This is a genomic window from Paraburkholderia bonniea (assembly GCF_009455625.1).
Taxonomy (GTDB): Bacteria; Pseudomonadota; Gammaproteobacteria; order Burkholderiales; family Burkholderiaceae; genus Paraburkholderia; species Paraburkholderia bonniea.
Map to the genome: position 1 here is coordinate 41,568 of NZ_QPEQ01000002.1, position 12,516 is coordinate 54,083.

14 protein-coding genes are annotated in these 12,516 nt (G+C 57.9%); 6 read left to right on the forward strand and 8 right to left on the reverse strand.

Annotation, left to right across the window (positions count from 1 at the left end; genetic code table 11):
* Positions 1–330 precede the first annotated feature (330 nt).
* Complete coding sequence (gene hpnH, locus GH656_RS14165; RefSeq protein WP_153076724.1) at positions 331–1,491, reverse strand: adenosyl-hopene transferase HpnH; 1,161 nt, start codon at positions 1,489–1,491, stop codon at positions 331–333.
* 10 nt (positions 1,492–1,501) lie between these two features.
* A complete protein-coding gene (gene ispH, locus GH656_RS14170) occupies positions 1,502–2,446 on the reverse strand; it encodes a 4-hydroxy-3-methylbut-2-enyl diphosphate reductase (protein ID WP_153076725.1) in 945 nt (314 codons plus the stop codon).
* Positions 2,447–2,775: 329 nt separating this feature from the next.
* On the opposite strand from ispH, the gene hpnC reads away from it, so the two are divergent.
* Together hpnC and GH656_RS14180 are read left to right on the forward strand one after the other, a co-directional pair.
* Positions 2,776–3,639: a squalene synthase HpnC gene (gene hpnC / locus GH656_RS14175; protein WP_153076726.1), complete on the forward strand. Its 864-nt coding sequence runs from the start codon at positions 2,776–2,778 to the stop codon at positions 3,637–3,639.
* Positions 3,636–4,874, forward strand: a complete 1,239-nt coding sequence (locus GH656_RS14180; RefSeq protein ID WP_153076727.1) for a glycosyltransferase — start codon at positions 3,636–3,638, stop codon at positions 4,872–4,874. The genes hpnC and GH656_RS14180 overlap by 4 nt, the downstream gene beginning before the upstream one ends.
* Before the next feature lie 84 nt (positions 4,875–4,958).
* Here the strand turns inward: GH656_RS14180 and GH656_RS14185 are convergent, their stop codons facing one another.
* The gene (locus GH656_RS14185) at positions 4,959–5,933 is read right to left on the reverse strand and encodes an ankyrin repeat domain-containing protein (protein ID WP_174769789.1); all 975 of its coding nucleotides are present in this window, start codon (positions 5,931–5,933) and stop codon (positions 4,959–4,961) included.
* A 296-nt stretch (positions 5,934–6,229) separates the two neighbouring features.
* Here GH656_RS14185 and GH656_RS14190 point away from each other — a divergent pair, with 296 nt between their 5' ends.
* Positions 6,230–6,772: a transglycosylase SLT domain-containing protein gene (locus GH656_RS14190; protein ID WP_153076729.1), complete on the forward strand. Its 543-nt coding sequence runs from the start codon at positions 6,230–6,232 to the stop codon at positions 6,770–6,772.
* A 168-nt stretch (positions 6,773–6,940) separates the two neighbouring features.
* On the opposite strand, the gene GH656_RS14195 is transcribed toward GH656_RS14190, so the two are convergent.
* Positions 6,941–7,408 (reverse strand): hypothetical protein, encoded by a 468-nt coding sequence (locus GH656_RS14195; RefSeq protein WP_153076730.1) that lies wholly within the window; start codon positions 7,406–7,408, stop codon positions 6,941–6,943.
* Positions 7,409–7,462: 54 nt separating this feature from the next.
* Between GH656_RS14195 and GH656_RS18185 the strand changes: the two genes are divergently transcribed.
* Positions 7,463–7,594, forward strand: coding sequence for a hypothetical protein (locus GH656_RS18185; RefSeq protein ID WP_281349666.1), 132 nt, complete (start codon positions 7,463–7,465; stop codon positions 7,592–7,594).
* On the opposite strand, the gene hpnA is transcribed toward GH656_RS18185, so the two are convergent.
* Entirely contained in the window at positions 7,591–8,598 is a 1,008-nt protein-coding gene (hpnA, locus tag GH656_RS14200) for a hopanoid-associated sugar epimerase (RefSeq protein ID WP_153076731.1), read from the reverse strand. The two genes, GH656_RS18185 and hpnA, sit on opposite strands and share 4 nt — an antisense overlap.
* Before the next feature lie 125 nt (positions 8,599–8,723).
* Between hpnA and GH656_RS14205 the strand changes: the two genes are divergently transcribed.
* On the forward strand, positions 8,724–9,020 hold the full coding sequence (locus tag GH656_RS14205; protein WP_153076732.1) for an acylphosphatase: 297 nt from the start codon (positions 8,724–8,726) through the stop codon (positions 9,018–9,020).
* A 76-nt stretch (positions 9,021–9,096) separates the two neighbouring features.
* Here GH656_RS14205 and GH656_RS14210 read toward each other — a convergent pair whose 3' ends face one another.
* A complete protein-coding gene (locus tag GH656_RS14210; protein ID WP_153076733.1) occupies positions 9,097–9,621 on the reverse strand; it encodes an Mpo1 family 2-hydroxy fatty acid dioxygenase in 525 nt (174 codons plus the stop codon).
* Positions 9,622–9,826: 205 nt separating this feature from the next.
* On the opposite strand from GH656_RS14210, the gene GH656_RS14215 reads away from it, so the two are divergent.
* The gene (locus GH656_RS14215) at positions 9,827–11,359 is read left to right on the forward strand and encodes an ankyrin repeat domain-containing protein (protein ID WP_153076734.1); all 1,533 of its coding nucleotides are present in this window, start codon (positions 9,827–9,829) and stop codon (positions 11,357–11,359) included.
* On the opposite strand, the gene GH656_RS14220 is transcribed toward GH656_RS14215, so the two are convergent.
* Together GH656_RS14220 and GH656_RS14225 are read right to left on the reverse strand one after the other, a co-directional pair.
* Positions 11,360–11,647 (reverse strand): hypothetical protein, encoded by a 288-nt coding sequence (locus tag GH656_RS14220; RefSeq protein ID WP_246184315.1) that lies wholly within the window; start codon positions 11,645–11,647, stop codon positions 11,360–11,362.
* On the reverse strand, positions 11,640–12,389 hold the full coding sequence (locus GH656_RS14225; protein ID WP_153076735.1) for a DNA/RNA non-specific endonuclease: 750 nt from the start codon (positions 12,387–12,389) through the stop codon (positions 11,640–11,642). The genes GH656_RS14220 and GH656_RS14225 overlap by 8 nt, the downstream gene beginning before the upstream one ends.
* Positions 12,390–12,516 lie beyond the last annotated feature (127 nt).

The following is a 12,516-nucleotide window of genomic DNA, read 5'->3' on the forward strand; positions in this document are numbered from 1 at the left end:
ACGCAGAGTTTACCGTGAACGCCTGCATGGATAAGCCCACTTCAGGTTGCGCTGGTTCATGGGGTGATCTGCGAGGCAGGCAGCGTGATTCATTTGATGGGCTTCTAGCCGCACAGGCTGTGTTGGCGGCTACGTCGTTTGCTTGCTGCAGATGCTTGGCTGGCGAAGTACACCGATCTTGTCATGGCCGTGCCAGCAAGACATTCGATCTCAACGCCTGCAACGCTGCGCAAAAAAACAAACCCCACGCTCCGATGAAAAGCGTGGGGTTTGTGTTTCATACCCGTCCAGCACCGTTTAGCACCGCTCGGCACCGTCCAGCAGCAAAGCTCAATGCACCTCAGCGGCTGCGGCCTGCACTTTTTTGCCCTTGCCAGCACTGCGGCCAATTTCTTCCAGCTTGATTTCGACGTGACGTGAGAACACGTACTCAGCGGGGCGCTGTTTATCGAGCGGAATATCTTCAGTGAATGCGCCGCTGGTTTTCGGGCCGCGCAGGCTGACCTTCAGCGCTTTCAATGGATGAGCTACGGTGTCCATCACCGCTGTGGCTTCGAAACCGCAATGCACCATGCAGTCCGCGCATTTTTCGTAGTTGCCTGTGCCGTAGGCATCCCAGTCGGTGGTGTCCATCAGTTCGCGGAAGGTTTTGACATAGCCTTCGCCCACCAGGTAGCACGGCTTTTGCCAGCCAAACACGGTGCGCGCCGGGTTACCCCAGGGCGTGCAAGCGTATGTCTGGTTGCCCGCGAGAAAGTCGAGGAACATGGCCGACTGGCTGAACGACCAGTTCTTGCCGTGATTGCCGCGCTTGAAAATCTCGCGGAACAACTGCTTGGTTTTGTCGCGGTTCAGAAAGTGTTGCTGGTCTGGCGCGCGCTCGTAAGCGTAGCCCGGCGACACGGTGATGCCGTCCACGCCCATCGGGCCCAGTGTGTCGAAAAACGCGGCCACGCGTTCTGGCACTGCGTCGTTAAACAGCGTGCAGTTGATGTTCACGCGGAAACCACGGCGCTTGGCTTCGCGGATCGCCGCCACGGCCTTGTCATACACCCCATCCTGCGACACCGAATGGTCGTGCGCCGCACGGTCGCCATCCAGGTGAACCGACCAGACGAAATACGGATTCGGCTCGTAGTCGTCCATTTTCTTTTCCATCAGCAGCGCGTTCGTGCACAGGTAAACGAACTTCTTGCGCGCGATGATGCCGCGTACGATCTGCGGCATTTCTTTGTGCAACAGCGGCTCGCCACCGGCAATCGATACCACCGGCGCGCCACATTCATCCACGGCACCGAGGCATTCTTCGAGCGACAGGCGCTGGTTCAAGATCGGATCGGGATAGTCAATCTTGCCGCAACCATTGCAGGCCAGATTGCAGCGGAATAACGGCTCAAGCATCAAGGCCAGCGGATAGCGCCGGTTGCGTGACAGATGCTGACGCATGATGTATGCGCCAACCCGGACTTTCTGTAGCAGCGGAATAGACAAGGGGTCCTCCTTAAACTTCGCGTGCAGCGAGAGGTTGCGTCAGCTTCGACGGCAATTTGAATTCGACTTTTTCTTCCCGGCCCGCCATCGTCGTTAGCTCGACGGGCCCGAGCGCGCGTAGCGCCTGAATCACGTGCTCGACCATGGCTTCGGGTGCGGATGCGCCTGCGGTCAGGCCCACCTTGTGTGCGCCCGCAAACCATGCGCTTTTGACCTCTGAGCCATCGGCCACGAGGTAGCTGGGCACGCCCATTTCGCTGCCGATCTCGCGCAGCCGGTTGGAGTTCGAGCTATTGGTCGCGCCCACCACCAGCAGCACATCGACTTGCTGGCTGAGTTCGCGCACCGCCGCCTGGCGGTTTTGCGTGGCGTAGCAGATGTCGCGGATATCGGGGCCGACGAGATTGCTGAAGCGGCGTTTCAGCGCGTCGATAATGCCGCGTGTGTCGTCTACCGACAGCGTGGTCTGGGTCACGTAGGCCAGCGGGGCATCCGCTGCGAGATCAATGTTGTCGGCCTCGGCTTCGCTTTGCACCAGCAGCACGGGCCCGGGGATTTGGCCGATGGTGCCTTCGACTTCGGGGTGGCCTGCATGACCGATGAGAATCAGCGTGCGGCCAGCGGCCACATACTGCCGCCCTTGCACATGCACCTTGGTGACCAGCGGGCAAGTCGCATCGAGCACATCCAGCCCGCGTTGCCCGGCGGCTTCTTCGACGCTTTGCGCGACACCGTGCGCGCTGAAAATGGCGACGGCACCTTCAGGAATTTCGTCCAGTTCTTCGACAAAACGTGCGCCTTTGTGGCGCAGGTTATCGACGACGTGCCGGTTATGCACGATTTCGTGGCGGACATAGACAGGCGCGCCATGTTGTTGCAGCGCGCGGTCAACGATTTCTATCGCACGGACCACACCCGCGCAGAAGCCACGAGGCTGGGCAAGGATGACTTGCATAGGCAGACGAACTCCGACTGACGCGGGTTTAGATGAATTAGGGGAATGCGGAAAGAATCTGGCCCGATGCACGCCAGGCGTTTGAAGCGGGCCTGAATCTAGCTGCCGGGTGCCGGGTGCCTTGTGAACCAGACGCGCATTCTAACGCTATCGCTGCCCCTGTGCTGCAGCGCCAGATAGCCACAAGCGCGTGACGTGGAACGTCTGGGCGAAAGACAGCGTGGGGCGTGTCCATGCGCCCCGGGAAGCCTTAGACTAGGCGGCCTTGCGGCGCAGCATGCGCCGTTGCATTTCACAACGATTACTCCAAGTCTGTTGAGGCCCACAAGATGGAAGTCGATCATTACGAAAATTTTCCGGTCGCCAGCATTTTGTTACCCAAGGCGTTGCGTGCACCGGTGGGCGTGATTTATCACGTGGCCCGCACGGCTGACGACATCGCGGATGAAGGCGACTGGAGCCCCGCCGAGCGTCACGCGCGGCTCGCAGATTTTCGCGCCGGACTGGATGCAGTGGCCGCTGGGCGGGCGGCACCGGTTCATGCACATCTGTTTGGCAAGCTGGCGGGCGTGGTGGCGCAATACCAGTTGCCGCTGACGCCGTTTTACGACCTGGTATCCGCGTTCGACCAGGATATCGACACCACGCGTTACGCCGAATGGCCCGCGCTGCTCGACTACTGCAGCCGCTCAGCCAACCCGGTGGGGCATTTGATGCTGCATCTGTTCGATGCGGCAACGCCCGCCAACCTGGCGGATTCAGATGCGATCTGCACCGCGCTGCAACTGATCAATTTCTGGCAGGACGTTGCCATCGACTGGAACAAAGGCCGGGTTTATCTGCCGCAAACCGATCTGGCGCGTTTTGGCGTCACCGAAGCGCAGATCGAAGCGCGCCGGGTTGACGATGCCTGGCGCGCGCTCATGGCGCATGAAGTCGCTGAGGCGCGCGCGCTGCTGGTGCGAGGCGCGCCGCTGGCGTTGCGCTTGCCGGGGCGCTTCGGGCTGGAGCTATGCAGCGTGGTGCAAGGCGGCCTGCGCATTCTCGAACGGATTGAAAAAGCCGATTACGACGTGTTCCGGCGGCGTCCGGTGCTGGGCGGTTTCGATTGGTGCGTGATCGCTGTGCGCACGCTGGCAATGCGCGTATCGCGCCGGATGGGATCACGGCCGCCGCTGGAGGGGGGCGTATGAGCACGTTGGCGATCTTGTTTCTGTTTAGTCTGGCGTGCGTTTCGCTGCTGATTTGGGGCGTGCTGCTGCTGGCTCGGGGTGGTTTCTGGCGGGTCCGGCTCGCGCGGCCGCTCGCGCCATTGGTGCGGCCGGTGTCCCCGGCGGCATCGGCTTTATCGGGCTTAGCGCCGCACGATGCCGCTGAGCCGCTGCCTGCGGTGGTCGCGGTGGTTCCGGCGCGCAATGAGGCCGATGTGCTTGATGAGGCGCTGACCTCGCTGCTGACTCAGGACTACGCCGGGGCGTTCCACGTGATCGTCGTCGATGACCACAGCACGGATGGCACGGCGGACGTGGCCCGCGCGGCCGCGTTGCGGCTTCAGTGCCCAGAGCGGCTCACGGTGTTGACGGCTAAACCTTTGCCACCAGGCTGGTCGGGCAAAGTTTGGGCCCAGGCGCAGGGTCTGGAGGCGGCGCGTGCGCGGGGTGCCCCAGCGGATTTTTTTCTGCTGACCGACGCTGATATTGGCCACCCAGCGGATGCCGTGACGCAGCTTGTCGCCCGCGCTGAGGCGGAACAACGGGATCTGGTGTCGCTGATGGTGCGGCTGCGCTGCGATTCGTTGCAGGAAAAAGCGCTGATTCCAGCGTTTGTCTTTTTCTTCGCCAAGCTCTACCCGTTTGCCTGGGTCAATCATCCGCGTCGCCGCACGGCCGCTGCTGCGGGCGGGTGCATGCTGGTACGGCGTACGGCGCTAGAAGAGGCGGGTGGCATCGAGTCGATTCGGGCTGAGCTGATTGATGATTGCAGCCTGGCTGCGCGCATCAAGCACCGCGGCACTGGGCGGCATCCGATCCGGCTGGATCTGGCGGTGCGCAGCGTCTCGCTGCGGCCATATAACGACTGGCGCGAGATCTGGAACATGATCGCGCGCACCGCTTTCACGCAACTGCGCTATAGCGCGTGGCGGCTGGCGGGCACCTTGCTGGGGATGACGCTGATTTACCTGGTGCCCCCGCTGGCCGCGCTGGTGCTTGGACCATTGGGCTGGCCGGGCTGGCTGGCATGGGCGGCGATGTGCTGCGCGTATGCGCCGATGCTGCGCTATTACGGCCGCTCGCCACTATGGGCACCATTCTTGCCGCTGGTGGCGCTGTTTTATGTCGGCGCGACTTGCGCCTCGGCGTGGCGGTACTGGCGCGGTAAGGGCGGGCAGTGGAAAGCCCGGGTCCAGGCACCGGTTCAGGAGCGCTAGCGCAGGTGACGGAGCCGGCCATCCATGTGCTGGCATGGCGTGATGCGCAGCCAGGCCCGCGCGAATGGATGGGCGCTGCTAGCGCTATGCGCTTGCCGTGCCGTTCATCTGGAACAAAAACAGGATGCCTTCGTAATCCGCTAGTTTTCTAAAAGAATCGTCGGGCGTACCGGGTATCCAGGCGTTCCGGGCGTTCTGCATTTCAGCGATTTTTTGCTTCAGAAACTTAACCAGATCGTTGCCATTTGCGTCAAAAATGGAAAAAGCATTTTCCGGATTAAAGAATTTCCGGAAAATATTAAGATTGCCTGTTTTGATTAATATTTCGGAAAGATAGGCTTTATTTTCAATATTCTCTACGTTGACTAATTCATGCGGGTCGCATTGATTTTTGATTAAAATCGCAATAATTTTTAAAAAAGCATTGTTCAAATTTTCAGATTCTTCCAGAATAATTTTCTTGCAAGCGTAATGCAGTGGCGAATCGGAGTTTTCATCATGAATTTCATGAGCATTTAATTTGCAAAATAGCTCGACCAAAGAAACATTGCCATGCCGGATGGCAAGCATCATCGGAGTCATGCCGTCGTTATTTTTCTGTGTGAACAAATTCTCATGATCTTTTTCCAGCAACATTTTTTCAATGCTTTTCAGCCCCGATTGCATGTCGGGTAAGGCTGCCAGCCGATGCAGCAGGTTGCCCTTTTTTCCATATTGAAGATTGAAGCTGTCCAATTGGGTAAGGGTGGCTTTGATGGCTGCCAATTCGGTCGGATCCATTCCACCATCTTTGTCTTTCATCTCTGCGGCATCCAGCATGGCGCTGAGCTGGTCTTGCAGAGTTTTTTGCTGGGGAGATAGCACCCGGCGGCATGTTCCAGATGAATGGGTGGTGGTCAGCGATTGAATTCGAGTGCTTGGAGCAGTGGAACAGCTGAAGGTGCGTGACGTTCCGGTTTGCCTCATCCATTTCGGTGTGCAGGGCCACGGAGATTGAAAAGGGGCGCGTTGCGTTGTTTGGGAAGGGTGAATTTGGGAAGGGCGAAGTATGTGCGTCACAGTATGCGTCTCTCGATGTCGATCATTTTTATGACCGCAGTTCAAACACGAACGATGCGGTTTGATTCCAGCCAGGGCGTTGCGGTGCGATGCCCTGGCTGCGTTGCAGGAACAATTACCGGCCCTTGTCACAGGATGGGTGGCGTGCCGGTTATGCATTGCGGGTGAGTTAGTAACAGCTTCCTCGATTGCGTTCCATCGCTGTGTTTTAAACCGCTGGGTGCTTTTCAGCTGGGTTTGACCTGTGGTTGTTTTCGCCGGATGATGCGCGCTATTTCTTTTTTGTCTGGTGCGTGATGCCTTCTGCTGTCCGGCCGTTTTTATTTTTATTCGCGTTGCTGCCGCTGGCATTAACGTTTGCGCCGCTGGCGCAAGCCGAGCCGGTGCCAGATTATCTGGTGCGTGAATTTGGTGTCGCTCAGGCGAAAGCCGAATTGATCTCCGCTGAAGTCCAGCTCGCGGCTGAAAAATACGCGTTACCGCCTGCTTTGCTGCTGGCGATTATTTCGATCGAATCCCGCTTTAAGGAAAAAGCGCATGGCGCGAATGGTGCGACTGGCTTGATGCAGGTCGTGCCATCCGCGCACCGGCGGTTGTTGAAGGGGGTGAAGGATTTGACTGAGCCCAGCGTCAATATCGAGCTGGGCTCAGCGATTTTGCATGGTTATTTGCAAGCGGCGGGCGGAGACCTTCAAGCCGCGCTGAAAAGTTACGGCGGCTCGCGCGCTTACGCTGAAAAAGTGAGCCAGCGCACGCAGCGTTTCGAGCGGGCACTGGGGGTGCAAAGGGAGAAGCCACAGGACACCACGCTGGCGAATCCTCCTGGGTTTGCCCAGTGAGGTGTGTGGGGTGCTTTGGGGCGTGTTTAAGGTGCGTTTAAGGCGCGTGCCTAAGGTGCGTGCCTAAGGTGCGTGTTTAGGTGCGCTTGAATCAGGCGAGCCATGCGAGCCGAGCTGTTTGAGCTGCTTTTTGAATGCATGAAAGCACCGAGGCCAGCGGCCTGGTGCTTAACGCTGCGTTAGCAGCATGTACATCTGGATCACCTGGTCGGGCGAGAAGCTGAACGGCACCCAGCCGTGGCCGCTGTGCCGCATGATGAGCATGCGGTCGCCGTTCGACTGTTTTTGCGTCGCCATCACCGGGTTGCGGGTGGCGGCGAAACGCCAGCCTGCGGGCAGGCTCATCGGTACTTCGGGCTGCATTGAGGCGCGGGCGCTAGCGAGTTCATCGAGCAACTGGTCAAGCTGTTCTGGATGCAGCGAGACGGTGTGATCTCCCACGGTCATCGTGATCTGGTTCTGGCTTGGGCGGGCAATTTGCAGTGTGGGCTTGCTGTTTGCCACGGCTGGGGCAGTGGCTGGTGTGGCTGTAGCGGGTGGCTGTTCGGCCGCGCTCCCGGTGCTGGGAGCGGCTACTGCATCAATAAGCTGGGCTACGCCCGCTTCGAGTGCGCCAATCTGTTCCTGAAGATTCATGCGTAGGCCTCTGAGAAGTGCGGCGATTCTACCTGCGCCTATGCAGTTTGACGCTTGATTCGTCGCAAAATCGTGCGCTCTCAAGCGGCAGGCATGGCTACGGGCACCCGCACCAGTGCCGGCACTGACACTGACACCCGCACCCGCACCCGCACCCGCACCCGCACCCGCACCCGCACCCGCTAATCCAGATACCCCGCCGCGCGAAACCAGTCGAGCGCATCACGCAGCCCTTCGCCATACGGCCGGGCGCTGTAGCCCAGTTCACGCTGCGCCTTGGCCGAACTGAAATACATCTTGTTCTTCGACATCCGTAGCCCATCCACCGTGATAAACGGCTCGCGCCGGGTGAAGCGCGCCACGGCCTCTGCGCCCAGCGCCAGCGGGTACAGCGGCCAGCGCGGCAGGCTGAAGGTGGGCGGCTTGCGCCCGGTCAGCGCGGCGATCTCGGCCAGCATAGTTTGCAGGGAGAGATTTTCGCCGCCGAGGATATAGCGCTCGCCAATCTGTCCGCGTTCGAGCGCCAGAAAATGGCCTGCCGCGACATCATCGACATGCGCGAGATTGAGCCCGGTATCGACGAACGCGGGAATTTTGCCGCGCGCGGCTTCGACGATGATGCGTCCGGTTGGCGTGGGCTTGATATCGCGCGGGCCGATGGGGGTGGACGGATTGACGATCACGGCAGGCAAGCCGTCGTGCGCGACCATGTGTTCGACGGCGCGTTCCGCCAGCACTTTGCTGCGCTTGTAGACCCCAATAGCCTGACTGGCGGTGAGCGGCGAGCGCTCGTCAGCTGAAGCCCCCGAACCGGTGACTTTCAACGTGGCGACGCTGCTGGTGTACACGATGCGCTCGACACCTTCACGCAGTGCGGCCCGCATCGTGGCTTGGGTGCCATCCAGATTGGCGCGTTCGATGTCTTGCGGGTTGGGAGCCCAGAGCCGGTAGTCAGCCGCGACGTGCAACAGATAGCGCACGCCGCGCAACGCAGCGCGCATTGCTTGCTCGTCGCGCATGTCGCCCATCACGATCTCAGCGCCGAGCCCTTCGAGGTTGTGCCGGGGGCTGGTGGCACGAACCAGCACGCGGGTGGCAAAGCCCTTTTGCAAGGCGATGCGGGCTACGGCCGAGCCGACAAAACCGGTAGCGCCGGTTACCAGGACGAGATCTCGATTCGGGTCAGTCATGCTGTTTCAGGTTTCCATGCAAAGCGGTGGCCGGATTGTACGTGGCGTGGCGGCGCGGCAGTGCCCGCGAGGCGGCCGCGCTGGCGCTAGAATGCGCGCACGAAAAATTGTCAGGAGAAGCAGGCATGAGCGGTCCGGATCTGGATACACGTATCGAAACTTATTACGTGAAAGTGCGCGGCATGGTGCAGGGTGTGGGCTTTCGTCATGCGACCGTGCGCCAGGCTCACGCGCTGGGTCTGGGCGGCTGGGTGGCCAATCTCGAAGATGGTTCGGTGGAAGCGCTGCTGCAAGGGCCGGCCAACCAGGTGGACCGGATGCTGTCGTGGCTGCGGCATGGGCCGCCAGCGGCGCGGGTGACGGAGGTCAGCGGCGAAGAGCGGGCGAGCGAAAAACGTTACGACCGCTTCGAACAGCATTAAGGTGCGGCTGGGCTTGGGGGCGGGTTGCGACGGGCGCAGCGGTAATAGCGGTTAAGTCAGCACTAGTCAACCAGCACTAATCAACGGATGGCCCGCTCACGCGGCGCGTGGGTTCAGCATGGATGGCCGCGCGTAACGCGGGCCGCCAGCCGAAACTGAACAGCGCTTCGGCGAGCACAAACAGCGGCCCGATGAGCAGACCAGCCAGATCGTCGACAAAGGCGGGCTTGCGATGCTCATAAGCGAGATGCCCGGCAAACTGAAAAATCCATCCCAGCACGAATAGGCCGATGCCGCTGCCGAGCCAGGCGAGTGTGGCGTGCGCGGCCAGCCATTGGCCAAACGCGAGGCAGGGCAGCAAGATGCCCGCCATCATCAGGCCGAGCGCGAGATCGAGCCGCAGGTAATACAGCGTTGCGCCAGCCACTAGCGCCCACGCAGGCGAGAGGGCTAGCCATGGCGTCAGTGGCAGCGCCGGACGGCTGAGCAGCAGCACCAGCGCCAGCACAATCAGTGGAATGCCGACGAAGTGCGTGACGAGATTGCGCCGGTCCTGATGGTAGGCCGCGTATTGCGCGAACTGGCTGGTCAGCGTTTTCATGGCGAGGCCTCGCTTGGTGGTTGCCGTGCGCTGTATTTTGCCGTTGTGGCTTGTTTAAAACCAGTTTTGAAAATTTATTATCTGCCGCATGCAGATAATAAATTAATTGTGATTTTAATTTTGACGTGTTATCTATTGCGCATAGAGGCTCTCGCAATGTAAAACTGCATTCGGGAGGTGGGTTGGCTAAATTGAAAGTATAAAAATGAGAGAGATACAGCAGTTTTTCAGAAATCTGGTTGGCATGCGGCAAATGCCACGAGCCCAGGAAAATTCACAACTATATCTAGCTAATGTCTCTGTTGAGGCATCACGCAGTGATCTGCATAAGCAGGAAATCAATCATCTTTCATCTGGCAGAGTATGGAATAACTGCATGCCAGGCGTTTCCAGAAATACTGAGTTGCAAGCGGAGCTTAAGAAAATTGAAGCGGGGGATTCCGCTGATATTAAAACAATACTTAACCGGAGAACTTGTGCCGATATTATCCATTTTATTAAAAATTCAAATTACTTAACTTTTGAGAAAAAATTTTCAGATGGTTATACGCTGCTGCATCTGGTAATCAGGAATAATTTCCCCGGAGTGCGCAAAATAGTGCGGGAGCTTTTAAATTATGATGTCGACTGTAACGTGGTTGCGGATAACGGTGATACACCGCTGCATGAAGTTGCGCGCAATGGTAATCAACTCGTTCTTAAAATTCTGGCTGATATAGATAATCTTGATTTCAACCAGCTTAATAAGAACGGCCAGGCACCGTTACATCTCGCACTGGAAAACGGCGATGACAGCATGGCCCGGCACCTGCTGGGCAAGGGCGCGGACCCTCACCAGAAGGATCACAACGGACGCTCAAGTGCGGTGCTGATGCTTGAGCGTATTGTTAGCCAATATCCGGCAATCAAACAAGATACGGTGCAGTGCGCGCTGAATATTATCAAGGCGACACGGGAAAAACCCCCGAATTTTGCTGCATTTGACCAGTTGACTGACAATTTTCTCAAAGAACTTGAAGAAAAAGGACGTAAGCTAAAAAATACCCAATACCCTTCAGTTTTTTTGTGCCAGATATTTTTGGCGTTAAGTGACAAAATAGAGGCAGGAAATTTTGGTGAGCATGATATTTTCATTCGAAATCTGGCGCTAAAACTAACCGCGCATCCGGGTGACACTGAAAAAGAAGTAGCCGATAGCCTGGAATTTATCAGAATTTATTCGAACTCTATTAAGCGTGGTAGTGTGCTGAAGAGCGCTCGCAGGAAAAACAAAGATGATTTGCTGCAGATGTTTGCTTTAATGAAAAAAGATCGCGTCAAATTGACGGATGAGAAAAGAGAGGATATTTTAAATCGGTTGAAGGATGAGAATATTGATATTCGCTACGACGAATGGAATGATCTGGCATACCAGATTTTTGATTATATGAGTTCCATATTCAACCAGAATTTCGAGGCGGTGCGAGATATTATTACTTATGTACTAAAGCAGACCAGTGAGCAACAAGCGCTGGCCCTCAACGCGCGGGCCCAATATCGCAAGCTGATAACCGATCTAGTGATAAATCTGGAAAATAAACACAAATGGCTGCCAGCAGAATCGCTGAAAGACCTCGAACTGATCACAGCGTGCAAGAAATTTGATCCTGAATTGATGAACGATGCCTATGCGAGGCTGGAGCGGTTGTTCGTCATTGAAAGAGATATCCAGTTCAGAGTTCATGGCAAGAATGCCTAGTTAGCGCTTGAACGGGTTCTTCACCAGCTCTGGCGTTGACGTATGCCCGCTTTCTCCGCGTTCGTGCTCACGTTCGGCTGCCCGGCGCTCGGGCAGTTCTGCTTGCGCCTGCAATGTGGCCACCACGCTATCCAGCGCCTGTTTTAACGCCAGCGCCGCTTTCAGGCTGCGCTGGTCGCGCGTCAAGACCAGCGTGCCGCTAATTTCAACCTGGGTCGCACTATTGCTGACCGTGAGCGCGTCACCCTGAAGGTTCAGCACATCGTCGTTCGAATACGCGTTAAACACCTTTTAGCCCTCCTGGACGCTGGTCTTTCAGATTCTCTGGAATCCCTGGGAAACGCAGATTGCTCGCGGCTTCCAGCTCATGCACGGTTTTGATCTGATAGCTGCGTGTGGCGGCGTTGTCACTGACCACGCCAAACGCCAGTTGCCGTGACGGCACATAAATCAGCTTGAACAATTGCGTCGGCACGAATACGCCATTGGCTCCGATGGTTTGCAACTGTTCACCGACAAACATCGGGCCAGTGAGCACATACACTTCGCCATCTTTCAGCGCGAGTTTGCGCACAGCGGTTTCAAGCCGTGACCACAACTGCTGGTTATGCAGATGGTTTTGCGGCACGACATTGGCCAGCGAGAACGATTGCGCCATCGCCTCCGCATTCCAGCGATTCCCCGCCGGGCTCATATGGCCCCGGTCGAAGCCACTGCGGCGGTAATCGGCCAGCGTCGCGCGCTCGCTTTCAGGCAGCCGAGCATCCTCAAAAAAGCGGTTGGTGCGCACCATGTCTTTGGCGGCTTCGATATGCGCGCGGCTGAGGTGTTCAGCCGACCAGAGCGGCCCATGCGTGATACCGGAATGCAGCACTGCGAAATCGCTGTAGCACAGCAGGCGCGTGCCGGGCACCATCTTCGGGTTGGTCAGAACCGGCCATTGCCCATTGGGCGTGAATTCGGTGCATGACGGTGCCGCCACCGCATGGCCCGCCAGCGCGAGCAACAAACAGACAAGCCATTTCTTCATGAATCAGACGGAGCAGACGAGCGGTGAACGGGGGCGAGAGTATAGCGTTCCGTTCACCGCTGGCGTCAAGCTCGGGACGAGGCCTGGAGCGCGTAGCGAGTTCAGTGGCGGGAGTGAGTTCGATCGG

Bases quoted from the DNA above. Each gene is read 5' to 3' on its own strand.
- ispH (WP_153076725.1), bottom strand. From the start codon at position 2,446: ATGCAAGTCATCCTTGCCCAGCCTCGTGGCTTCTGCGCGGGTGTGGTC.
- hpnC (WP_153076726.1), top strand. From the start codon at position 2,776: ATGGAAGTCGATCATTACGAAAATTTTCCGGTCGCCAGCATTTTGTTA.
- GH656_RS14180 (WP_153076727.1), top strand. From the start codon at position 3,636: ATGAGCACGTTGGCGATCTTGTTTCTGTTTAGTCTGGCGTGCGTTTCG.
- GH656_RS14190 (WP_153076729.1), top strand. From the start codon at position 6,230: ATGCCTTCTGCTGTCCGGCCGTTTTTATTTTTATTCGCGTTGCTGCCG.
- GH656_RS14195 (WP_153076730.1), bottom strand. From the start codon at position 7,408: ATGAATCTTCAGGAACAGATTGGCGCACTCGAAGCGGGCGTAGCCCAG.
- hpnA (WP_153076731.1), bottom strand. From the start codon at position 8,598: ATGACTGACCCGAATCGAGATCTCGTCCTGGTAACCGGCGCTACCGGT.
- GH656_RS14205 (WP_153076732.1), top strand. From the start codon at position 8,724: ATGAGCGGTCCGGATCTGGATACACGTATCGAAACTTATTACGTGAAA.
- GH656_RS14210 (WP_153076733.1), bottom strand. From the start codon at position 9,621: ATGAAAACGCTGACCAGCCAGTTCGCGCAATACGCGGCCTACCATCAG.
- GH656_RS14215 (WP_153076734.1), top strand. From the start codon at position 9,827: ATGAGAGAGATACAGCAGTTTTTCAGAAATCTGGTTGGCATGCGGCAA.
- GH656_RS14225 (WP_153076735.1), bottom strand. From the start codon at position 12,389: ATGAAGAAATGGCTTGTCTGTTTGTTGCTCGCGCTGGCGGGCCATGCG.